Origin of the sequence: uncultured Gimesia sp. (assembly GCF_963976445.1) — a bacterium.
In the GTDB taxonomy this organism is placed as follows: domain Bacteria; phylum Planctomycetota; class Planctomycetia; order Planctomycetales; family Planctomycetaceae; genus Gimesia.
The window spans coordinates 78,183-102,097 of sequence record NZ_CAXBKP010000003.1; the positions used below are offsets into that span (position 1 = coordinate 78,183).

General features: G+C 49.5%; 19 protein-coding genes and 1 pseudogene. 7 read left to right on the plus strand and 13 right to left on the minus strand.

Annotation, left to right across the window (positions count from 1 at the left end):
• Positions 1–29 precede the first annotated feature (29 nt).
• The 5 genes from AAC022_RS04850 to AAC022_RS04870 all read right to left on the minus strand — a co-directional run bounded on the left by AAC022_RS04850 (position 30) and on the right by AAC022_RS04870 (position 5,021).
• Positions 30–635, minus strand: coding sequence for an HD domain-containing protein (locus AAC022_RS04850; protein WP_339728533.1), 606 nt, complete (start codon positions 633–635; stop codon positions 30–32).
• Entirely contained in the window at positions 632–1,414 is a 783-nt protein-coding gene (locus AAC022_RS04855; RefSeq protein ID WP_339728534.1) for a phytanoyl-CoA dioxygenase family protein, read from the minus strand. The genes AAC022_RS04850 and AAC022_RS04855 overlap by 4 nt, the downstream gene beginning before the upstream one ends.
• Positions 1,414–2,775: a DUF5690 family protein gene (locus AAC022_RS04860; RefSeq protein ID WP_339728536.1), complete on the minus strand. Its 1,362-nt coding sequence runs from the start codon at positions 2,773–2,775 to the stop codon at positions 1,414–1,416. The genes AAC022_RS04855 and AAC022_RS04860 overlap by 1 nt, the downstream gene beginning before the upstream one ends.
• A gap of 159 nt (positions 2,776–2,934) precedes the next feature.
• Positions 2,935–4,281: an FtsX-like permease family protein gene (locus AAC022_RS04865; protein ID WP_339728537.1), complete on the minus strand. Its 1,347-nt coding sequence runs from the start codon at positions 4,279–4,281 to the stop codon at positions 2,935–2,937.
• Positions 4,282–4,346: 65 nt separating this feature from the next.
• Positions 4,347–5,021 carry an ABC transporter ATP-binding protein gene (locus tag AAC022_RS04870; protein WP_339728539.1) on the minus strand — a complete coding sequence of 225 codons (675 nt, stop codon included), beginning with the start codon at positions 5,019–5,021 and terminating at the stop codon, positions 4,347–4,349.
• 314 nt (positions 5,022–5,335) lie between these two features.
• Here AAC022_RS04870 and AAC022_RS04875 point away from each other — a divergent pair, with 314 nt between their 5' ends.
• The 3 genes from AAC022_RS04875 (at position 5,336) to AAC022_RS04885 (ending at position 8,787) form a co-directional block, all read left to right on the plus strand.
• Complete coding sequence (locus AAC022_RS04875) at positions 5,336–6,613, plus strand: L,D-transpeptidase family protein (RefSeq protein ID WP_339728541.1); 1,278 nt, start codon at positions 5,336–5,338, stop codon at positions 6,611–6,613.
• Positions 6,614–6,774: 161 nt separating this feature from the next.
• The gene (gene pyrE, locus AAC022_RS04880; protein WP_339728542.1) at positions 6,775–7,335 is read left to right on the plus strand and encodes an orotate phosphoribosyltransferase; all 561 of its coding nucleotides are present in this window, start codon (positions 6,775–6,777) and stop codon (positions 7,333–7,335) included.
• 42 nt (positions 7,336–7,377) lie between these two features.
• Complete coding sequence (locus AAC022_RS04885; RefSeq protein WP_339728544.1) at positions 7,378–8,787, plus strand: glucose-6-phosphate isomerase; 1,410 nt, start codon at positions 7,378–7,380, stop codon at positions 8,785–8,787.
• 72 nt (positions 8,788–8,859) lie between these two features.
• Here AAC022_RS04885 and AAC022_RS04890 read toward each other — a convergent pair whose 3' ends face one another.
• Together AAC022_RS04890 and AAC022_RS04895 are read right to left on the minus strand one after the other, a co-directional pair.
• Entirely contained in the window at positions 8,860–9,369 is a 510-nt protein-coding gene (locus AAC022_RS04890) for a beta-hydroxyacyl-ACP dehydratase (RefSeq protein ID WP_339728546.1), read from the minus strand.
• Between the two features lie 177 nt (positions 9,370–9,546).
• Positions 9,547–10,503 carry an HAD family hydrolase gene (locus AAC022_RS04895; protein WP_339728548.1) on the minus strand — a complete coding sequence of 319 codons (957 nt, stop codon included), beginning with the start codon at positions 10,501–10,503 and terminating at the stop codon, positions 9,547–9,549.
• 1,015 nt (positions 10,504–11,518) lie between these two features.
• Between AAC022_RS04895 and AAC022_RS04900 the strand changes: the two are divergent.
• The 3 genes and pseudogenes from AAC022_RS04900 to AAC022_RS04910 all read left to right on the plus strand — a co-directional run.
• Positions 11,519–11,671 (plus strand): annotated as a pseudogene (locus AAC022_RS04900) (helix-turn-helix domain-containing protein); the annotation flags it as partial.
• A gap of 15 nt (positions 11,672–11,686) precedes the next feature.
• A complete protein-coding gene (locus AAC022_RS04905) occupies positions 11,687–12,091 on the plus strand; it encodes a response regulator (protein WP_002646820.1) in 405 nt (134 codons plus the stop codon).
• A 204-nt stretch (positions 12,092–12,295) separates the two neighbouring features.
• A complete protein-coding gene (locus AAC022_RS04910) occupies positions 12,296–13,957 on the plus strand; it encodes a phospholipid carrier-dependent glycosyltransferase (RefSeq protein ID WP_339728550.1) in 1,662 nt (553 codons plus the stop codon).
• Between the two features lie 5 nt (positions 13,958–13,962).
• On the opposite strand, the gene AAC022_RS04915 is transcribed toward AAC022_RS04910, so the two are convergent.
• From AAC022_RS04915 to AAC022_RS04940, 6 genes are all read right to left on the minus strand, one after another.
• The gene (locus AAC022_RS04915; protein ID WP_339728552.1) at positions 13,963–14,994 is read right to left on the minus strand and encodes an SMP-30/gluconolactonase/LRE family protein; all 1,032 of its coding nucleotides are present in this window, start codon (positions 14,992–14,994) and stop codon (positions 13,963–13,965) included.
• 94 nt (positions 14,995–15,088) lie between these two features.
• Positions 15,089–15,775: an MIP family channel protein gene (locus AAC022_RS04920; protein WP_339728554.1), complete on the minus strand. Its 687-nt coding sequence runs from the start codon at positions 15,773–15,775 to the stop codon at positions 15,089–15,091.
• A gap of 32 nt (positions 15,776–15,807) precedes the next feature.
• On the minus strand, positions 15,808–16,644 hold the full coding sequence (locus AAC022_RS04925) for a phytanoyl-CoA dioxygenase family protein (protein ID WP_339728556.1): 837 nt from the start codon (positions 16,642–16,644) through the stop codon (positions 15,808–15,810).
• Between the two features lie 274 nt (positions 16,645–16,918).
• A complete protein-coding gene (locus AAC022_RS04930; RefSeq protein WP_339728558.1) occupies positions 16,919–17,896 on the minus strand; it encodes a MotA/TolQ/ExbB proton channel family protein in 978 nt (325 codons plus the stop codon).
• Between the two features lie 232 nt (positions 17,897–18,128).
• Positions 18,129–21,212: a tetratricopeptide repeat protein gene (locus tag AAC022_RS04935; protein WP_339728560.1), complete on the minus strand. Its 3,084-nt coding sequence runs from the start codon at positions 21,210–21,212 to the stop codon at positions 18,129–18,131.
• Between the two features lie 226 nt (positions 21,213–21,438).
• Positions 21,439–22,734 carry an acetylxylan esterase gene (locus AAC022_RS04940; RefSeq protein ID WP_339728562.1) on the minus strand — a complete coding sequence of 432 codons (1,296 nt, stop codon included), beginning with the start codon at positions 22,732–22,734 and terminating at the stop codon, positions 21,439–21,441.
• A 568-nt stretch (positions 22,735–23,302) separates the two neighbouring features.
• On the opposite strand from AAC022_RS04940, the gene AAC022_RS04945 reads away from it, so the two are divergent.
• Positions 23,303–23,881 (plus strand): isoprenylcysteine carboxylmethyltransferase family protein, encoded by a 579-nt coding sequence (locus tag AAC022_RS04945; RefSeq protein ID WP_339728564.1) that lies wholly within the window; start codon positions 23,303–23,305, stop codon positions 23,879–23,881.
• Positions 23,882–23,915: the final 34 nt, after the last annotated feature.

Genomic DNA, 23,915 nt, shown 5'->3' on the forward strand with positions numbered 1-23,915 from the left:
TTCAGGTCACAGCAAACCGAGCCTGGAAATCAATCGCATTCCAGGCAGCTCTCAACGTCCCGTTTATAAGCATTCAGATCGGGGACTTCCAAACCTTTGGTCTTGGCACCATCATCCCAGCGCCTTAGCAATACCGCTGTATTATGAAACGGGCTGCTCTCGAATTCAGCCACTTCCTCGTCGGTCATCAAGCCACCCTGGACTTTGAAACTCCGTTGAGATGCCTGTGAGAGACCAGTGAAATATTCAGCGTCGACTGTGCAGAGATAACGTTTCGCGGGCACGTGCAGCAGGATGGGTTCGGTGACCGCTTTGCCGAAGAACGGTTCTAACTGCTGTGCACCGATCGTTTCGTGGTGCCAGTCTTCGGCCAGGAAATCATTCTGTTCGTCGTGTTCATCCATCAGGAAATGCCCGATGTCATGCAGCAGCGCGGCTGTAATCTGCTCCATTGACGCCTGACTTTCTCGCGCCAAATGGGCGGCCTGCAAGGCATGCTCCAGTTGAGTCACCGCTTCATCATAAAAACTCTGGCCGTGTCGTTGCATTAACTCAAAGAGCGCATCCACGTTTTCGCTACGGGTTTTCGTGAGAGATAAAGTGTCGCACAATGAGATATCGAGATTTTCTTTCATGCTTGCTCCGCAGGTTTTCCGTCAAAATGTCCGATTTTACTGATTTTCAGTTTTTCGTCGCTGGTTTGTCCGATTTCAGCGAGCGAACGTCGTTTGTCAGCGTAGTATTCCTCGCGTAGATCTCCTTCCGCAGCAGCGTTGTATGTCAGATACAGCGTGCGCCGAGGTTCCTGTGTGTTATTGGGAGGACTCTTGTGAGGAGCATACGAGCTGAAGAACAGGGCGTCACCCGGTTGCATCGAAACCGGTTCCCAGTTCAAGGTCAAAGCGAAATGCGGGTCGATACAGCCATGTTCATCCAGATGCAGCAAGCCTTGCTGATGCAGACCGGGTACAAAAAACAGACAGCCGTTTTCTGGCGTGGCTGTATCAATGGCGATCGAACATGTAATATGATTCTTAATGAACTCATAAGCTGGCGCGTCCTGATGAGGAGCGTAACCACCGCCGCCGGGATATTTGTAATTGATCTTCTCTTTGTAGAGCACGGCAGGCTCACCCATTAATTGACCGGCGTTTTCAATAATCTTGCCCTCGGTCAGTAATTGTCGAATGCCAGTGTGATAGTCTAAAATATATTCCGTTCGTGCAGGGCGCACACCAAAAGGCGTCTGTTCGAAATGATGCATCCATTGATCGTCACTCGCAGGCCACTCGCTGATTTCCTCGACCCACTCGCGCAGATTCTCGGTCTCCGTTGGTGTAAGAAATCCGGGGAGTTTCAAATAGCCCGCAGATTCCCAGGTTTTGAGTTGTTCTGGTAAAATGGTTGTTTTCATTATAATACACCTGTGTTCGTACCAAGTCTTGGTTCTGTTTCGAGTTCAAATGGTTCTGGTAAGGGGGCTTCGCTGACGATCTGTTTTTGACGGAAATACAAGACAACCACTACCGTTCCGGCAATGGAAACGGGGGAGATGATCAATGCGAGCCAGAAAAGCAGCGACACAAAATCGAGGTTCTTTTCAAAGACGAGATTAACAACCGCCATCAACACAACGGTGCTCATGTAGCCCGCAAAATCTCCCAGGTAGAGTAGGTAGCCGACATTGCTTTTGTCTCGCAGCATGGCGATCACACGCTCATAGATGGTTGTATGGAACAGCACATAAGGCACATACAGGCTGATACCAATCAAAACCATAAACTGAAATGCCGCCTCTTCCGTCCAGTTGGTCGTTCCCCAATAAAATAGTGTGGTACCCAGGGCGCAGCTGAATCCGAGTCCGACCATCAACATGCCAATCTTGAACGCACGATAGTTGGCACCAATAAAAACAACCACCGAACTGAGTGCTACGACAGCAATCGCGACCAGCATTTCCGATTGGGCAAAGATTTCTGGTTTTTCGATACCAAAACCGGACCAGATCTCAGCAGCATAATCATCGCGCACACTCCGAAATATCGTGAGTAACACCATGAGTAGGATCAAGACGGTCAACCCCAGCGCATTCCGGGAAAAAAACTGGCGACGTTCTGCACCATTAAAGGGAGATCGTTTTGAGCGGGCCGTCACATCTAATTCGCCGGGTGGCGGAATCTGTTGCAACATCCAAACCCCGATCAAGAGAGGGAGCCAGAATAAAGCACCAGTGAGAAACGGCATCCAAAACTCGGTAACGCCATAGTCTTGCATCAAGATGGCACCAACCGTTTTGACAGTGCCAGATGCCATGATGAAGCTGGCACACAGCCCGGCTGCCATCGCTTCGGTCACGCGCCGCCCTTCGAGAAACGCGAAGACACAGCCAAACACCATCCCCAGCGGTAAACCATTACAAAACAGAAAAACGGGTTTCAGCCAATAAGGGGCGACCGCATACGGGAGTAAGGCAAGATGTGCGATGCCAATCATTCCCAGTATCATCATTGCGCGTCGATTGGGCGTCATTTCAGAAATGACTTTGATGCCGATAAATTTGGAAAGCGCGTAACCACTCACTTGCGCGAACAACAGGATTACTTTGTAGCCGATGCCCCAGTAAACAACGTCTTCATACTGCGCGACCGTAAATGGTTTGCGAAACGCATACATGCAGAAGTAAGTCGTAAAAGCCGCCACCACAGACCACGCGGTCAAGAGACCTCGATTGCTTTGCTCCAGACGCGTCGAGATATACTCTGATTGAAATTGCATGCGACGACAGTACTCAAAGTGGTAATATCAAAAAATACCCTGAGTATTGTAGAGGCACTGTATGAAGTGCCGGTGAGCGACATGTGAATACTGGATGAAGAGCGCGCATGAACTGCGCACCTTGAACATCAGGTTAAAAGTTTTGATGAGTGATAATAGTCAGTCACTCAAAGTGCTGGCAACGTCGGTGCGGTAGGCGGTCATTGCCGGGATGAATCCGACCAGAGATGCTAACACAACCAGAATCGGCAGCAGAATCAACTCCACGGAACTGAAGGCGAACGGATTAATCAGTAGACCGCTACGGGCTTCGATAATCGGAGCTGCGATGCAGACCAGCCCGTGACCAAGGATGATTCCCAGGATACCACCGCCGAGACAGAGCAGTACCGATTCGGAAAGAATGATCGTAAACACCGCGGTGCGGCCTGCGCCCAGAGCACGCATGATGGCGATTTCGCGTTTGCGATCCGACATCGAATTGTAAATGCTGACAAAAATACTCACGCCGGAGACGAGAATAATCAGAGAGGTCAGTACAACCAGCATGGTACGTATATTGCCCACAATGTTTGTCATGAGCCAACTGATTTGTTGAATCGGATTGACGGCCATCGCTTGATTGGCTTCTTGCAATTCAGACTGGAACTTGATTGTGGTAAATCCACGCAAGCGGTCTCCCTTCATCTGCACTAGAATCGCGGTGACTTCTTTCTGGGCATCGGGAACTTCATGGTCATGACCGGAATGATCGTGGCCGCTGTGATCATGAGCCGCATTTTCTTTCATCAGTGCTTTGAGCTTTTCTTCGTCGATTTTTTCTCCAAAAAATGCAGCTTCCCGCCTCAGTGCCTCATCCAGTGGTTTTTCATGCCCGGAAACCTGATAAAATCCGCGCAGATTGACGAAGACCGTCCGATCATTGGGGGTTCCTGTGGGGGCCAGAATGCCGACGATTTTGAATTTTTCATCATGCACGTGTCCCATTTCTGCAGAGCCGTGAATCAGTTGAAATTCGTCGCCCATCTTCCAGTTATTTTGTTTTGCGACCACAGATCCAATCACCGCATCCCAGGTGCCCGGCAGGAACTTGCCATCCTTGTTGATCCGAAAATGACGACCGGGAACATATTCTAGTGCGAAGTAACGCGGAATGGTGCCGACAATTGGAAAGCCACCTGTTTGTGTCACATCGCCAATGGCAAACGGAATCGCTTCTTCGACACGCGGGTCTTTTTTCAATTCGGTGTAGTAGCGGTAAGGCAGATTCTCAATCGGCGCTCCCACGCGAAAAACGGTACTCAATACCAGCTGCAGCTTGCTGCCTTGCGCGCCGACAACGAGATCGTAACCACTGGCTGTCTGGTTAAACATGCGGTCAATCACGCTGTTGATGACCAGAACGGAAACCATGAGTGTGACACCCAAGGCAACACTCAAAGCCGTCAACAGAGAGGCCAAGCGACGTTGTCGGATACTTTTCCAGGCAATAGTCAGAGTATTCATAGTGGAGATTTACTTCGTTTACTGAAGAATAAAAGATGAAGGACATCAACCAAAAATCATCAGAACTAAACTTTGGCGTGGACTTTATTGAACTCGGTCAGAGTTTCCACGCGGTCAAACTGCTTGGCCACTTCCTGTGAGTGAGTGACTAACAGCATCGAAATCTGATTCTGAGCACAGGCATCGCGCAACAGATGCAGGATCGTTTCCTGATTGGCAAGATCCACGTTCGCCGTCGGCTCGTCGGCTAGTAACAGTTTCGGCTGATTCGCCAGTGCGCGGGCCACCGCCACACGCTGCTGTTCTCCGACCGACATCTGTTTCGGAAGATGATGCAATCGATGTTCCAGGCCCACCAGCGCTAACAGTTCTTTGGCGCGGTCGCGGTTCGGCTTTTTGCGGGAAAAACTCATTCCTAGCAGGACATTTTCCAAAGCGGAAAAAGCGGGTAACAGGTTGAATGTCTGGAACACAAATCCGATTCGCTCGGCTCGAAACCGGTCGCGGACGACTTCTGCCATCGAAGCGATCTCAGTGCCGGCAATCGTGACTTTGCCGCTGTCAGCCGCTGTGATGCCGGCGATGACATTCAACAGGGTTGATTTTCCCGAACCGCTCTCGCCAATCAGCACGACCTGTTCATTTTCTTTCAGTTCGAATCGCTCAATATCCAGAATGGGGAGCGTGGAACCATCGGGCTCCTTGTAACACTTTTTTACATTTTCCAGCAGCAGTGACATACTGACCTCGTTTGTAAAATCTGAGAATGCAGGCCCGGTATCCCGGGAGTCGATCTCTGTGATTGTTTTTGCAAATGTTATGCAATAAGCGTGCTGATGACTAGTGTAGTTTTGACAAAACTTTCTAATTATTCCCGATCTGGGGCCATGTGTGGATGGCCTTAAATAATTATTAATATATGACTTACGTCTCCGGATACACAAGTGAAATTAATCAGGATCGCCGTAGGCTTAATTCGGTGAATTTGTTATAGTTCCGCCTCTCTGATTTTAACCGAACTGTGTGTGCATTGTGAATCAAGGATGATGACAAGATGCGATATCGTAAACGGGGCCGATTAATAACACCCTTTCGTATTTTTATTGTAGCGGTCTTGGGCGTTTTGGGGACTACCGCCTGGAAGTATGAGTGGATTCCGCTCCAACTGGGCAGCGCGCCAACGGGCAACCTAAATGATACAGCGCGTCAAGCGGTATCAAAGGCGGGCAAGAATCAGGCGGCTCCAGAATATGTAGAGCCAGTTTTAGAGCAAGAGACAATCATCGCCCAGTCAGAACCCCCAGCAGAAGAATTGACTCAGGGGAACGACAATCAGCGCTCCTATCAGAGCAGAGACATCGAAATTCCTCGGATTTACAAGCGGACATTGACAGGCGAAATTGTCGAGACAGCACCCGAGATCGATTCTCCTGTTCATGACGCGATGGAACCCCAACAATTCAAAGGCTCTGCACAGCCTTTAGCCAGAGAGCAGAAGTCGGCTTCTCCTCAACAGGCAACATTCGGTGGCAGTGCACCCAGGCAACTGAACGCACCGGAAGGAATCAAACGTGCCAGCGCGCCCGTCATTAAGACAGCCAAACATGCCAGCTATCAAGAAAAAGTCGGCGGAGATCCGTCACAGGATGCGGCTCCAGACTTGATTGCCATCGATCAGTTAATCCAGCAGCGAAAAATTATCGATGCGCACAAGAAACTTTCCAAAATCTACTGGGATCAGCCTGACCTGTATCCGGTAATCAAATCGCGCATTGATGAGACAGCGCGGATGATTTATTTTTCGCCTCAACCGCATTTCATGACACCTTATGAAATCGAGCCCGGCGATCAACTGAGAAAAGTGGCCACACAGTATAAGATCACCTGGGAATACCTGTCGAAGCTTAATCAGATTGATCCAAAGAGAATCAGGCCGGGACAGAAGCTGAAAGTCATCAAAGGACCGTTCTCGGCGTTTATCGATTTAAGCGATTTCACTTTGACCATCCATGCACACGGGTATTTTGTGAAACGCTACGCCATTGGAACCGGCAAAGATCATTCGACGCCCACCGGAAAATTCCATGTCAAAGATAAGCTGGTTGATCCAACATATTATGGTCCAGACGGAGTGATTGCCAATGATGATCCTACAAATCCGCTAGGCGAACGCTGGATTGATATCGGCGACAGTTATGGCATTCATGGCACAATTGACCCGGCTTCAATCGGCAAAGCAGAGTCCAAAGGCTGTGTGCGAATGCTGAATGAGCATGTCGCCGAAGTCTATGATCTTCTGGGAGTGGGATCAGAAGTTGTGATTCGCCCCTGATTTTCTGCCGAATCTTGAACGCTTTCCATTCTTTGTCCATGGGGCTGTTTGAATGTTGAATTCCAGCCTGTAGAATACGTGTGGCTGAGCCAGCCGTAACCGTTTGCAGGGTTGGTTCTTCATTATCAGAACACACATTCAGGGTAGAGAAGAGAGCATTCATGTTTGATCGGGAAAAGCTGATCGAGTTGTTTCGAGAGCGCGCGTTAAAATTCGGGGATTTCACACTCGCTTCGGGAAAGAAAAGCAGTTATTACCTCGACGGAAAACAGGTGGTACTGCATTCACATGGGCTGCGGCTGGTGAGTGCTGGCCTGTTGGAAATGCTTGCTGATGTCGAATTTGATGCCATCGGCGGTATGTCGATTGGCGCCGATCCAATTGTCGCCGGTGTGCTGGCGGTTGCTGCCGAGCAGGGAAGATCTTTGAATGGATTCATGGTCCGCAAAGAACCCAAAGGGCATGGCACCAACAAATTCGTCGAAGGCCCCGTACAGCCAGGCGACAAAGTCGTAATTGTAGACGACGTGATTACCACAGCCGGTAGTGCTTTGCTGTCCGTCGATCGTGCTGAAGAATTTGGTTGTAAGGTCGTGCAGGCAATTGGAGTCGTCGATCGTTTGCAGGGAGGCGCTGCCAATTTCGAGAAACGCAATATTCCCTTCAAAGCGTTATTAACAATCGAGGATTTCGGAATCGCACCACCTGCAGAAGATGCGTAAGCGTTGTAAGACATTTGAGCTTTGATGAAAGAGAGTCTCCGAATGACAAATTCCATCCGTTATGATGATTCAGCAGCCCGCCTTTTGATTGATAATAAATGGTATGAAACACTGCAGCCCGCTCTGATTGCAGCCCGCGAAGAGATGCAGCAGGATATCAAACTGTTGGGAACCGACCAGATTCCAGTCAGCAAACAGCCGCTTGACGCAGGTTTTCAGAATCTGCCACAGCAGTTGCTAGACGAATATGATGCAAAAAAAGGCGAAAGTCTGCTGGGAAGAATCGAGGCCAAAGCACAGGAACTTCGTGAGCAGTCCGATCGTTTCGTTGTGTTGGGTATCGGTGGTTCCTACATGGGAATGCGGGCGTTGTTCGAAGCCGTCTGTCATCCCTGGCACAATGAACTCACCCGCGCGCAGAGACAGGGGGTACCCCGTCTCTATTTCGAAGGCAATAATGTTGACAACGATTCGGTCTCTGCTCTGCGCGGATTACTGCAAACGAGTTGTGAGGATCCCAACGATGTATTACAGCGTTGGAGTCTGACCGTCATCAGTAAATCAGGGGGAACTCTGGAAACGGCGGTTGGTTTTCGTTTATTCCGCGAAGCCCTCGAAGCATATTATGGCGCGGATTCTGAAAAGAGCCGTTCTTTGGTCGTGCCGATCACGGGGCTGGAAGGCAAACTGCGCAACTTTTCCAATGAGAAAGGTTACTCCAGCATCTTTCCGATACCCGACAATGTCGGCGGACGTTTTTCGGTTTTCACTGCGGTCGGACTCTTTCCCGCTGCCGTGATGGGGCTGGATCTAAAGCAACTGCTGCAAGGGGCAGCCGACATGACGCGTCGATTTCTCTCTCAACCAATGGGCGACAACCCAGTTTTGGATTACACGGCGACCTGTCACCTGTTTGAAAAAGAGAAGAACGTCTCGATCCGTATTCTTTCTACCTGGGGCAAACGTCTCGAAGCGTTGGGGCTCTGGTACGATCAGCTATTGGCAGAAAGCCTGGGGAAAGAAGAAAAAGGGGCGACTCCGTTGACGGTCGTGAATACCCGAGACCTGCACAGCCGGGGACAACAGCACCAGGAAGGGGCCCTCGATAAACTGATTACGAATGTGATTGTTGAACGTGGCGATTCTGAATCGGTTGCAGTACCGGTCGTGCCCGAAAACGAAAATCAGGATCAACTAAACAAACTGCAGGGGAAAACCATTCCCGACATTCTTTCTGCCGCCATCGAAGGGACAAATCGGGCTTATGCCGACGCAAATCGTCCCACGGCTGATTTGATTCTGCCTTGTCTGGATGAATATACCATCGGACAGACGTTGCAGATGATGATGCTGGCGACGGTGCTGGAAGGACGATTGATCAACATCAACCCCTACGGTCAGCCCGGAGTGGAAGCCTACAAAAAGAACATGCAGGATGTTTTGAATCGCTGATACAATTTCCAGGCTCCTGCAGTCAGGAGCCTGATTGTTTCTTGAGATTCTGAGTGGAACGACCGAACGAGATCACTCTGTTCCGGGGATTTGCTGGTTTTTGTCGATCGGAACCCCGATCATCTGGCCGCTGAAGACCATTTTACCTTCAACCAGTCCCTGGAAGTTGAACTCAGCCCGCTTGCCGGCACGAATCCGCGCCAGTTGTGCCATAATGACCAGCCGTTGATTCGGGTAGACAGGGTAGCGAAAACGAACATCGTTCATCCCGCCAAAGCCCAGGAAGTCGCCGCCGAGCAACTTGAATTTTCGGGCATAAAAACCAGCCAGCTGTGCCGAACATTCACAGAGAATTACGCCCGGCATCAAGGGGAAATCGGGCATATGGCCACGGACCCAGAATTCATCTTCAGTGACATCTTTAAAGCCAACAATACCGTGCTTTTCATTGTCGATATGAACAATCCCCGAGAGTTGTTCCATCTCAAATCGCTGAGGATTAATTTCCCTGATGTCTTCGATTCCGAACAAAGGGTTCTCAAAATCAAAGTCAATTCCACCGTAAAGCAACTTGGGAGGCATGGTCTCTTTTCTCCAAAAGGGGCATCATTATGAATAGCCCTTGTTCCCTGGCACGGGCTATCATCAAACTGAGATGATTTTGACTGGGCAAATATTGTGATTACCTGCGATCTACGAGGCAATGTAGGTTAAATAGTGCTGGTAAACCCGTGATCTTAGCAAAATTAGTAGCATTTGTTAATCGAGGATTTCAGCTAATTGGCTTAAATTAGTGATCAATCTGTCAGGTTTTAGATCAGGATCTCTGACTTCTTCTTTACTTGCCTGCATCGAAAGCGAATCTCCGGCAAACAAAACCGTTTTGATGCCAAAACGTTTCGCGACTGCCAGATCATCATGAATGCGGGTTCCGACATGCAGGATTTCCTGCGGCGAAATATTTAACTGCTCGAAACGCTCGATCAGTTTCTCGTACAGAGACGCCGATGGTTTGCGGACCCCTTCGCGATAGGAAAAGCAGAAGCATTCCTGGGTGAAGAGTTCAGAAAGCGGCGGCAGTGTACCCTGTGAGCTCAATCCCCGCAATACGTGAACCAGCGTGAAAGGCTGTGCATCCGCAAACAAAGCGACTTTCTTGCTTCGCGCACTTAACTGACAGAGTGTGGCCAGTGCCTGGGGCATCGGCTGCTGACCCTGGAGAGAGGCATGGAAGAAGTAAGCCACTTTCAGGCTGAAATCATCCAGGCTCCCATAAAATGATTCTTCGAATGTATATTCGTTTTTCTGCAGACGAACGATCAGTTGTTTCCAGAGTTCGACCGAGTTGATTTCCGGTTTTTCTCCTTTCGGTACTTTCTGCGAGATTTGCTGGTCTTCCAGCAGGTTTCGATATTGGGACAGCATGTATTCCCAGGGAGCCCCTGGCTTGCGTGACATGCTGTTCCACATGTTGAATTCTTTAATCGTTTTGTCGAGGGCAATCTGCATTCGCAGTTGCTGCTCGTGATCTAATAACAAACTACCATCAGAAATATGAAGCAATGTCCCGTAGACGCTGAATGTGACTGCAGCGATTCCCCTTAAAGGCTTTAAATAGGGGGTTGCTTTTGGCGTGACCAGTTCTGGAGCGGCAGGCCAGATCAGGTCATCACGATTTGCTAACCATTCAGCATATTCTTGGAGAGACTGCGCCATAGCAATTGAAACTTTTCCGTATTGTTGAGGTATTCAATAATCAGATGGTTGGAATGAGGAGAATCAACTCTGGTCAACAGCAGGATTCAGTGAAAAGAAATCTACCGATCGTCATGATCCGTAAACCTTTCCTCAATCAAATAGAACAACCGAGATGCCTGAAGATATCGCTGAACGTGTTCTGATCTTAGACCAGACATCGATCAGAGAGCAAGCGAAAAACCAGATTTCAGCGGACATTCAAGCAGGGTGATCCAGCCGGGAATTATTGAAATGGTGCCAACACAAACCGGTATAACTGACGTAATGGATTTGACAGATCCAAACCAATGAACCCGAGACAGGTTGCTGATGTCATAACGGTTATCCGCCCCTTTCGAACGAACCAGGTGGAAAAAAGGCAGAATCCTGCGCGAAAAATTCAAGTCACTCAATAAATTTGGTTCATATCTTAAGTATTTGCCAGAAGTGTATTAAGTGCCTGAATTATAGTGGATTACAGCATAATATTCCGCACAGTTGATTCTTCCCCGTCAGCTATTCCCAGCCTCTCTGTCGCTACGGCAGTCTCCCTTGTCAAAGAACTTAAAGTCCTCACGCTAATTTCGTCGATGCAATTAGGGCAGACGGTTGAAACCGGAAAGACGTAAAAACCACGTTGAGCTTGTCAACATCAGTTTGATTCGTTGATTCCCAATCAATTGTCTGCAAGGGGGGAGAGGACAAGATGGATCTAGTCTGACGAACTGATCTGAATGGTATTGCGATTGTCATTCAGTCCGACCCCAAGAGTATTACGTACCAGATCCCAAATTTCCTTAAAATTAAAGATTGGCATTTTGAAACAGTTTCTGGAGATGCTGTCTCCTGAAACAAACCCCGACCCAAGACTACACAGGTTACAACTTGAAACTGACTGGCCAGGATAGCCGCTAAGTTGTAGTGGGGGTTAAAGCAGAAGAAACGTAACCATTCTTCGAAAAGATTTGCCAAGCATGTGATTGGAGAGCCCGCAATGAAAACGATCTTCACTACTGGCCAAGTAGCAAAGATCTGTAAGGTTGCACCCCGCACGGTTAGTAAGTGGTTCGACTCGGGACGCCTGAGAGGATACCGGATTCCCGGTTCTCAGGACCGACGAATCCCACGTGAGCACCTTATTCGATTTCTTAAAGAACACGGTATGCCATTAGGCGAACTTGAAGATGAAGCCATGGGCAAATTGCTGCTCGTTGGGGCTGACACTCAGGTTCGAGCAAGCCTTGATGACCTGATGGCTACAGAAGACTTCAAAATTGAATACGCCGTTAGTGGTTTTGAAGCTGGTATCCAGGCGGAATCATTACACCCCGATTGTGTAATTGTTGATTTTGCTATGGGGCGTAATGAAGCTCTGATGATCGCACAAAACCTGCGACGTAACAAAGACTATACAGACTCTGTTCTGATTGCTCTGCTCAGCGATGAAGATAACGCCAGCGGATTCGACAGAACTTTGTTCAACGAAACTTTTCGGAAACCATTTGACGCTGCATTACTGGCCGAACGGATTCGGACCTTGGTTGGACGTAAAAAGCAAATCGCCTAATGACGGGCAGGAATGCCTCGTGGTGAGAATGCCAGGGACGTAATAGTTCTCGATATTATGGACGGTCTCGAGAGAACGGCCCGCTGGACCAACCAGAACAATCGCAAAGGGATTTGCTGGTTTGCGTGAACGACTAAACCCGGCCAAGAGGTAAAACTCTTGGTCGGGTTTTTTTACGCGCGAACTTTCTGCATAATGACGGGTATGACTCAACTCACACATCCTTCCGAATCTGAAATCAAACATCGCCCAGCTACGGTTCTGTGGTATCTGCTGCTGGCGTGCCTCGCGTTTGTGCTTGTCGCTGCGCAACTCGATTGTGCACAGGATCTGAGCTTCACAGGCCCGGGGCCTGGTATGACCGTGGACGAGCCATTCAATGTCGGGCAAGGCGTCTTTCTCGTTCGCGCGATCCAAGTTTATGGCCTGGGAATCATTGCCCCTGAAAGTCTACGGGAAATTTTTGAACACCCAAGCTATCTGCCCGATCATCCTCCCCTGGGACGTCTGCTGATCGGCATCGCCCACGAGACCATCGCTGGCTTGGCAGGCAGTGATGGGCGTCCGTTTGTTGTCACCTATGGACGCTACGCTTCTGCGTTTTGTTTTGCCTGTCTGGTGTTCGTGGTAGGCTGGTTTACCTCCCGGCGATCAGGGCACACAGCCGCTCTCATCGCAGCCGCTTCCCTGATTGCAATGCCACGTCTGTTTGGCCATGCTCATCTGGCGGCTCTCGAAACCGTGACCGCGCTGTTTTACGTGACCACAGTTCTGGCGGTAGTGCACTTCTGGGATGGGGAATCAGCTCCTACACCGAAACGAGCCTGTTTAACCGGGCTAATATTGGGGCTGGCTCTGCTGACTAAGATCCAGGCGGTATTGATCCCGATTCCCGTTATCATCTGGGCGCTGTGGAGATGGCGCCAGAAAGCAATTCTCCCGTTAGTCTGCTGGGGCGGTGTTGGCGTACTGGTATTCTTTACAGGTTGGCCGTGGCTCTGGTTTGATCCCGTGGGACACCTCAGTGAATATCTCGGCCGAACTACAGGGCGGGCTGCCCTCTATGTGGAATACTTCGGAAGCAAATACGCCGACCACGATCTCCCCTGGCATTATCCCTGGGTCATGCTGCTGACGACAATTCCCGTTGGGCTGTTGGTCCTTGGCTGCGTTGGTTCCTCAAACATCGTGCGTTCTTTGAAACAGAGTCAACGTCGCCCCAGTGGCGAGGCGCTGTTACTGCTCTCCCTGTTGTGGCCACTGGTGTTGTTTTCGTTACCCGGAATTACCGTCTATGATGGCGTACGTCTGTTTTTAATGGTCTTTCCTCTGGCAGCGGTTCTCATCGGGCAGGGAGCCGCCCCAGTTCTCGACTGGATACACCAACGCGTTCCGAACCGACTCGCCACGACAGCGGCAGCACTGCTGTTGTTGTCTCAAGTCTATGCCACCTTGGCTTATGCTCCCTGCTGGCTCAGCTACTACAGCTTACTGACCGGAGGGCTGAAAGGAGCGAATGCCGCGGGCATGGAACTGACCTACTGGGGCGACTCGATAACCGCCGAGATGTTGCAGCAGGTTGTTCAGGACGTTCCTGAAAACAGTATGGTTCAGCTTGCACCCCTACTCCATCCGGCCTATCTGCAAATGCTGCAGGAAACTCCGGAACTGAAACAGAAGGGAATTCAATTAGTCCCCTTCGAGTCCGAGAAGCCTGTCTCTGAATATGTGTTGTACTTTCAGCGAAACCCCTACTTACCTGAGCTTCTGAAACCGCAGCAATCCAATGAGTGGCAAGTAATGACCGAAGTCACCCACCAGGGGGTCGCACTGGCCCGTTTGATTCGCTTGAACAACGTCCGCTGATATTTCTACTTCTTGATTGACAGAGACGGATGGAACCCGGGGATCTTGCAGGGAATCCGATACAGGCCACTGCCTGCGGTGAGATACAGAGTGGATGCATCGTCGCCGATTCCGAACGTACAATTGGTCGGCAGTGTCGGAGTCGGGATGTAAGCCAGTTCTTTTCCTTCGGGAGAAAAGACGACGATTCCAAACCGGCTCTCGGCCCGGAAGGCGGCGTAGATGTTGCCTTGCTGGTCAACGGTCATGCCGTCAATGCCGGTCTCTTTTCCACCGAAGTCAGCCAGTACTGTTTTCTTGCCCAGTGATCCGTCTTTTTTAATCGGAAACGCATTCAGAGTCATTCGCTTTTTGAGGTTTTGGGGTGGTTCTGTTTCAAGGCCGGTGGCACCATTGTCCGTTTCCGCAACATAGAGTATTTTTCCATCAGGCGAAACGACAGTCCCGTTGGGTTTGGTGATATCCGTTGTAGCACGGTGGACCGTTTTGGTTTTAGGGTCATAGCGAAAGACGCTCATATGATCGAGTTCCAGAGGTTCGGTGCCGACATAACGGGGATCGGTGAAATAGACCCAGCCTTTGGGGTGTACCACCAAGTCATTGGGGGCATTGAATTTCTTACCCTCATAATTGTCAACGAGGCATTTCACTTTTCCCTGCTTTGTGATTCGAGCCAGACATTGTTTTCCATTATTTGCGCCGCAGGCCGCCAGCATGTTACCTTTCTGATCGATCATCAGGCCGTTACTTTGTCCGCTGTCGGCACTGAAAACGGTGGTTTTTCCCGTCGCAGGATCAAAGGCCATAATCTTACCAAGACCACCTTCGAAATTGATATCACTGAAATAGATGATGCCATCCACGTCAACACAGGCGCCTTCAGTGAAGCCTTTATCGACCCAGAGTTCTTCCACTTTCGATTGCGGCGAGACAATGGACGCATCCCCCGAGGGGGCAGGCGCCGCTGCGTAGACCATGGAACCTGCGAACCCTGAAAAAGCCACTCCCCAAACAAAGATCTGTTGCCAGTGAATCATGGTCTGTTCCTCTCTGTCGTTGCGATGTGCAATACGATCGATTTCCGGTTTATTGTGAAGGCGTCACGTCTGTTTTCTGATTCGTAAGTTGAATTTAACTTTCCAATGCGTCTGGAGTTTGTTCCACAGCAGTCTGATTGTTATTATTGCGGACCAGCCAAAGTGAAGGCACCGCCAGAATCGCACCGGCAATGGGGCCGACGAAATAGAGCCAGAGCGAGTTCAGGTTTCCACTGACTAGCGCCGGGGCTAATGAACGGGCCGGGTTCATGGACGCACCGCAGATCGGCCCGGCAAACATGGCTTCCAGCGCGATCACCGAGCCGATGGCGACTCCCGCCAGAATCCCGGTTTCTTTGGCGCCCGTACTCACGCACAAGACCACAAACATCAGCATCCAGGTCAAAACCCCTTCTAGGATCAGAGACTGCATTTCACTGCCAGCGGGAAGCGTCATCCCATAATTATCCAAACCAGGAAAAGTCAGCTTTAACAGCAGGCACGCTGCCATCGCACCAATTACCTGACAGATAATATAAGGAATGACTTCTTTTCCCGGAAAACGCCGAGCGACCCAGAAAGCGATCGTGACCGCTGGGTTGATGTGAGCGCCGGAGATTTCGCCAATCGCATAAATCACCGAAGTGACGACCATCCCAAAGACAAGTGCAATGCCGACATGGGTGACTGTTCCTTCAGAGACCTGATTCGTAACGATGGCACCCGCGCCTGAAAACAGCAGGATGAAGGTGCCAAAAATTTCCGCGTAGTATTTCTGCATCGGTGGTCGATTCCAGGCTGTGGGATCAATGTTTAATCATTTTCAGGACGGGCGGGGTTGAGCCAGTGTCCGGATGGATCAGAACCGGACACAATCACCCCTTTGGCGTTCCAGTCCATGCCGGCGCGGACGTCGGCAGCACAATAGCGGAGCGTCAATCCGCAGCGTCTGCGGTCTGACTCGTTTGCCTCTGAACCGTGCAGTAACAAATCGGAATGGATGGAAATTTCCCCCGCTTTCAGCGAATCGTCAACGGGCGAACCATATTGTTCTGCATTTTCAATGGTCTGGTTGAGCACGTTGTCTTCATGTGAGCCGCTCGGGCGATAGGTCATGTGACCATAATTGTGGCTGCCGGCAATAAATCGCATGTTGGCATTTTCCGGGTCGGCATCGTCAATGGCCAGCCAGACTGTGACCGCCTTGGAGGGGGACAAAGGCCAATAGCTGGCATCCTGATGCCATGCGACCGACTTACCATCGTGGGGCATTTTGCAAAAGAAATGCGACCCCCAGGCGATTACATTTTCTCCCAGCAGATCTTTTACATACGCTACAATTTTGGGATGCGTCAGCAGGTCGTAGGCTGTGCCGTATTTCATATGAGCGGTGCTGATGGAATAGCTGTCTCCGCCGGCTGCGATCACCGTTTCCAGCAGGCGGTCAACGTACTCCCGATTCTCCAGCACTTCCCGGTCATCGAAAATGCGAAGATTCCGCAGATAACCGTCCTGATTGAATTGTTCGACCTGATCAACGGTTAAAATCTGGGGATCAGTGGTTGTGGAAGGATAGAATTTCAGATCACGTTCGATTTGAGACAAATCTTCTTCCTGAGGGACTGCCTGGAATTCTTTCGATTCAGCCATGGTGGGTCTCTATGTCCTTTAAGATGAAAATACCAATCCATCATGAGATATCACGCTCTGACAGCCAATCCCATGACAGAGACCTTTTGTTTATTGTAAATAGGGCTCCGTCCCGGAACAACTTAGAACGGTGTGATCTCATTATTTTGGCCGTCTTCTGATATCTCCAGAAGTTTGAGAAACGGAAGATTGCCGTGATGAGTGTGGAGTCGAGCGCAGATGGGGCTCAGAACGGGAATGGGAAATAACCACGCAGTTGAAACGATTGGAATTCTTACGTCTTACTCGTCGTTTTATCCGTTTTGGTTTTAGGTGTTGAGGCCGTCGCCGTTTTGCGGCTGGCTGCAGTAGCCGCCAGGCCTTCTGCCGAAATGAGATGCACTAAGTCCTGTGCGTTTTGATCCATTTCCATGACGAGTCCATCCACACGACCTGCCAGGTACATGTACATGATCAGCGAGGGAATCGCGATTCCCAGACCGAAGGCGGTTGTTAATAACGCCATCGCAATGCCGACCGCCAGCTCTTCAGCTTTGCCCATCGCACTGCTGTTAGCAATTTCATTGAATGCCTGAATCATGCCGATGACGGTTCCCAAAAGTCCCATCAGGGGAGCCACGGTGGCGACTCCGTTGATCACACGCAGGTGTTTACGAAGTTGCGAGAGTTGTCGCTCGCCACCATCAATGATGGCCTGTTCGACTTCAACACTTGGTTTACCCCATTTGCGAACACCGTGTGCGAAGACCGACGCAATCGGACTCGGATTTTCTTCGCAGAGTTTCAGCGCTGACCGCGCATTGAGTTTGCTATCTTTGAGTAGTTTCAGGAATCGACTCACGAAATGTCGAGGGATCACACGTCCCGATCTGAGGATCACCAGTCGCTCGATGATAAACCACATGGAGATAATCGAGGCAATCACAAACGGCAGAAGAAAATAGCCCATTTCCTGAATGATTTCTTCCGGCGTGGATGGAATCACTGAGCTGCGTTTGACCGGTTGGCCATCTTCCGGCAGCGGTCCATTGGGATCAGTGACCCCAACCAGACTTCCATTGACCGATTTAACGACTTTGGGCAATCGCTCTTGTGCTTCCGTAGAACCGGCAAGCAGTAGTAACGAGATCGCAGGAATCATGATGATCTGCAGCAGTAATTGAGAAAACCGTCCGTAAGCGAAGTACGCACGTTTTTTCTGATCGGAATGGTCAGCGGAGGGCTGTTTTTGACTGCTGATAAAATTGATCATGAGCAATGAAAGTCACTCTATAATGAACGGAGATGGCCATCGGTTTCTGATGCTGGCCTGATTCAGGTCTAATGCCGCGCTGTTGGAACTGATAAAGCCTGAGACAAAATCATGATCCTGTTACAGGATGAGGTCTAGTTTACGTCAGATTGGTTTTCCCGTCGAGTCTGGAATCAGAATTCCCAGACGGAAGCGGATGTGTCCAAAGTCTTCAAGGGTGGGTAGGGGACTCTTAATTCTTACTGATCTGGGCCTGAACTGCTTTTACGCGTTCTTTTGCGCGAGAAACGAGTTCATGTTCAGGGAAACGCTTCAGGAAGTCCTGATACGTTTTTAAAGCCTGGGCCCATTCGTTCAGCGCTTCGTGGCACATCCCCGCCTGGAACAGTGCCGGTGCCTGCCATTCAGGGAACTTATACTGGATATCAACCTGCAAATACGCCAGCAGTGCTTCTTTGAACTTTTCCTGAATCATCAGAGTTTCCGCCAGCAGAAACTGGCACTTGGCTGCGGTTTCGGTGCGTCTGCCGTTTTCGGAGTCGATAATCTGCTGAAAGACTTTGCGGGCATCGGCAAATTTCGCTTGATTTTTCAAGCTACGTCCGAGCACTTCGTTTGCCTGATACAGAAAGGGGCTTTTCGAATCCCAGCTACGGAACCGATCGACTGTTTGTTGGACCTCATCATATTTTTTCTGACGGAAATACGTTTCTGCCAGAAGCACCCAGACGCGCGGGTACCAGGTTTCCTGGCCGAGTTCCTCTGTTTTCTTGTCATCAACCAGTTTCAATAATTCCGTTTGTGCGGCATCAACCTGATTTTGATACAAGGCTGCCTCTGCCTGATGAAACTGAGCAAACGCGGCATATTCGTTCTTGGGAAAACGCTTGAGTAATGCTTTCGAAAATTTTTCAACCTGATCCCACTTTTGTAGATCCAGATTGATTTCGATCAACCGATACAGGGAGACCTGTTGTACTTTTTCATCGGACTTGGGTGAAGCCTGCAACTCATCAAACGCTTTCGCTGCCGCTTCCAATTTACCGGCAATTAAATCACTTTCCGCCAGGCTCAACCGGGCGTTGTCGGCCAGATCACTTTCCGGGGTTTCATTCACCAGACGTCGAAAAATCGTATCTGACTGTTCAAACTGCTCTGCTTCGTAATTAATCAACGCCCATTCATCCAGGATTTTGTCCAGATTGTCTGCCTTTGGAAAATTCTCCAGCAGTGTTTCGTAGGCTTTATTAACTTCATCGATTTTTTTTAATTGAAACAAGGTTCGTGCTGCCTGTAAGCCGGCAAGCATGGCGTAGCGTGAAGGAGCAAATTGCGATAACGTATTTTGATAAATGGCAACCGCTGCTTCCAGTTGTTTATTGTTTTCCAGACTGCGTCCCTGCATATAAGCAGCCTCTGCGGCTAACGGGCTTTTCGGAAATTCTTTGACAAACTGCTCGAAGTGTGCAGCCGCCTGCTGATTTTCACTCAGTTGAAATTCACTCCACGCCAGACCGGAGAGGCCAGCCGGATATTCCGGTGAATCCGCACCGATTTTGACGATTTCCGCGAAGGATATTTTGGACCGTTCCCACTGTTTATTCTCGTAGTTTCGTTCGGCTAACTGGCGATACGTCTGAATTAACAGATCGGCGCTCGGCTTTCGCGACTGCAATTGATCGAGATACTGATCGACCTCTTTGGGTTTCTCATTTTTGTCCGTGATGATGATCAGGTTCGCCAGGATTTGATTATATCTGACTTCATTGGGAAACTGCTTCAGATATTCTTTCGAAAGTGCTTCTGCTTCAGCGTACTTCTGGAGCGAATTGAAGCTGTTGCTCTGCAGACTCAATGCGTCAGCATATTCGCTCGACGTTTTGTCCGTCTTGGGATCTTTTAAATACGACTCCAAGGCTTCGATCGATTTGTCATACTCTTTTAATTTCTGATACGTGCGTGCCAGATAAAGCCGAGCAAGTAGCCGGGTGTTCTCCAGTTTGGTTTGATCTAACACCGTCTGGAAATGATTCAGCGCTGCTTTCAAATCTTCTGGTTTGCCTTTGGCATCACGGATACGGCCTTTCAGAAGTTCCTGGTGTAATCGCAGGCCGCTTTGTGGATACGCCTTTTCAAACTGTGCCGCCAGTTGTTCGGCTTCTGCCAGTTGATCTGTCAGCATCGCAGCTTCAACGGCAAAATGCAGACAGTCGTCGGCGAGATCGCTGTCGGGAGATTGCTTGACCAGGGCAAGAAATAATGTTTTCGCAGCGACCGGTTTCCCGGAACGCAGCAATGCATCGGCCAGCTGGTAGTTAGTTAATTCTTTTTGTTTGGGGGTGGGATTTGCTTTGAGCGCCAGTTCGAACGCGGCAATCGCATCCGAGAGTTGATTGGCTCCTTTCAGGCTGACCGCTTTCCAATACAGAGCATTCGCGGCCTGCTTTGGATCTTTCGCAACGATCTCAAACTGTTCGATTGCTTTCGTGTATTCGCGTAAATCGTAAAAGGCATATCCGGCATTCAGTCGGGCAGTGATCCCCAGCGGACTCTCCGGAAACTTCGCTGGCAATTCCAGAAACGCCTTTGCTGCTTCCTGAAATTGTCCACGATCAAATAGAGATGTCGCTAAAGACATCTGCGCGTCGCTGGAGCGGGAATGATTCTTTTTGCCAGCGATTTCCTTGAATCGTTTTTCTGCTTCGTCAGGCTGTTTGTTCCGCAGATATGCTGAAGCGAGACCGAACTGGGCGTCTTCGGACATCGCCCCTTTGGGATGCCGCTCCAGAGATCTCTGAAAACTTTTTACTGCCAGTTCAGCTTTGCCACGTCGCAGCATCACATCGCCGAAATAGGGATAGGCCCATTCTTCCAATGTATGGTTGGGATACAGTTTGAGAAATTCAGTGAATTCCTTTTCCGCCGCTTCCAGATCATCCAACAGATAACTGCATTCTGCGATGCGGTACAACGCATCGGGCAGATTCTTGTTTTTGGGATACTTTTTGGCGTAGTCCCGCAGAACCTCTCGGGCTTCCCGATATTTCTGTTGATTGACGAGCGTCAGGCCGAGATAAAAATTCGCCAGCGGAACATTCGCATGCGTCGGGTAGTTTTTCAGGTATTTCTGAAATGTCTCCGTTGCCAGCCCCCAGCGGTTTTGTTTATAGAGGCCGATAGCCAGTTGGAATTCATCGGAAGCTTTATCTGCCCGCGCGAACGAGGCAGGAAGTAAGACCAATGTCAGAACAATCAGACAGAGTCTGTTCGAACGCAAGTCAGAAAAGCACGGGAGCTGGATACGGTATATCATCATATTGGAGTCGTCAGATCGATCTAAAATAGTAAAGCAACAGTTCCTGATATTATCGTGGGTTTTCAGGCAGAGGCAAGCGGCGTTGCCGAATTCTCCTCTTGCAGAAGTGAAAACCTGGTCGATCTGGTATTTTCGGTCTCGATACGAACTCTGTAAGGCACCTGTCTGAAGGATATTGATTCAAACGGGTGATCAGATTATCGCTTCGGGAGAACATCTCAGAAAATTAGCTGCCTTTAAAGTGTTGATCTGCAAAATCGAGGTATTGCTGCCAGTCAAAATCGGTAACATCATGTTTTCCGGTCCGAATATGATATCCCATCTGCTGCTGGATCGGCTGATTGACTTTCGGCATCTCTTTGGCGCCGAATCCTGATGTTCCCAATAGTTTGTAGACTGGCTCCGCGTACTTTACCGATAAGAATTCTCCCTTGGGATCTGCCCATCGATCATCCTCGGCACTGGCAACATACACGGGCCGTGGGGCGATCAGAGAGATCAACATGTGCTGATCGACGGGCAACTCATCTTCTTTATCGATGTATTTATTGAAATTATCACAGAACCAGTGTGGAAACGCATTGTTGATGACATTCAGTGTTTCGCCGATACGGCGTCGACTGAGAGCTGCTCCCCCACACCCAGAGTCATTGGAAATCACCAGCGCAAACCGCGGATCCTGCGCACCAGCCCAGAGTGAAGTTTTTCCAAGACGCGAGTGTCCCATCACGGCGACCTGTTTGTGGTCGATCTGATTATCAGTTTCCAGGTAATCCATCGCGCGGCTTAATCCCCAGGACCAGGCGGCAATCGTGCCCCATTCGTCAGCCGCTGGCTTGGTCTGTCCCGGTTTATTAAATAAAGGATGAACCCCATTCTGAAAGCCATCATCAAAATCTGGATCAATATCGCCACAGTAAATGGCCACCAGCCCGTAGCCGCGATCGAGGATCTGATCAATGGCCCACCGCGAAGCTGAGGCCCCTCGTGATTTTTCGGTAGCGCGGTGATCTACAATCCCTTTGTCTTTGTTGGCTCGCATCCATTTTGTCGAGAGCGTGATTTCCGGATCATTGGCAATGGTGTGGTTACCATAAAAATTCAGAGCCATGAAGACGGGCACCTGCTTCGTTGCTTTGGCGGGCAGATAGATTAACAGGTCCATCCGTGGTTCTTCTTTTTTACCGGAAAAATAAACGGAAACCTCTTTGCGGATTGCCTTGCCATTCAGTGCATCATTTTTTTGTGAGGTGACTTCAAACAGAAGGTCTTTGGGTGGAGCAGGGCTTTTTCCGTAGACTTCACTTTCGAATAGACGCAAAATTTCGGGCCGTCTGACTTTCCACCAGAGCTCCGGAGAATCTACTTTTTTTCCGTCCGCAGTCACTAGCGGATCAGGCAAACTGAACTTCGGGATTTTTGCTTCGTCATAGTTGGGTTTTGGACGTTGTGCCTGGCTCGTTTGACTGCAAATCAGGAAGATGTTGAAAACAAGAGCGGCGGTAAGGAGCAGTCGTTTCATACTATTCTAGGCCTTCGTTCTGGTGGGATATTCTTCTATCTGTTGTCTGTTTCTGTCACTGGGAACCATTCAAACTATCATAATACAGTCAGAGAATTCAAATCTCTATTCTAAAATCGTGTCGGTTTCCGGTACGATTGGCAATATGAAATCAACATTATGCTCGAAAAACGGGGTCATTCTGTATTTGCTTGGTTAGGGAGTCGGAGGCATTTTCTGGTAGTGTCTGTTGCTTCAAAGGCCTGAGAGCCGCTCATTATTTCTGTCAGACGCACTTTCAGAACGCGTATTGATTTCATTTTGGCTACCCGATTTCCTAATCTTTATTGCGGGCTCACTGGTTGCCGCGTATGGATTCGGTAAAAAAACGAGTCTGGGCTCTGCCTGTGATTTATTTTTTGACCGGTGGGATTAGTTATGCCAGACTCTACTCTCTTGCCCTCAGTCTTTCGACACATGGTAGCTGGCTGGGCACATTGATTATGTTGTGTTGTATGAGCGCGATGTTTTTAATCTGTTTTGTTATACTCAGTGGTAAGCACATTGAAGTTTGAGGAAATCGGTCCTAATGAAAATGTTGTTTATCCCAGCCGCTCAAGAGTCTCCTCTCTGGTGGATTCTGTTGAAAATCTTTTTGCAGACGATCGTCTTCTGGACTCTGTTTCTGCTGGTGATTCCCGGTGGGCTGATGTGGTTGGAATCAATGCTCAGCTGGGACCGATTTCATGTTTCAGGTCAACGGATGTGGGGCATACTATTCTTTGTATTGGGGGGGAGTCTGGGGCTGACCAGCGGCACAATGATGGGAATCTACGGACGGGGAACTCCCCTTCCTTTTGATACGGCACGCCATCTCATGATTGTCGGTCCTTATCGTTTTGTGCGGAATCCCATGGCCATCGCCGGTTTAACACAAGGCGCCGCTGTCTGGCTGTTTTTCGGTTCCTGGCTGATATTGGCTTATATCATTGTTGGTTTTTTTCTCTGGAATTATTACGTGCGGCCCATTGAGGAACAGGACCTCCTGCAGCGATTTGAAGGAGATTATGACGCTTATCGACGTACGATTCGGTGCTGGATTCCCTGCTGGAGAGGATATTTACCTGATAAACTGGTAACGCAGCAACTGGAGGGAAACGACAAATAATTTCCAGTATCTCGTAATCCTGGTATATAATCGT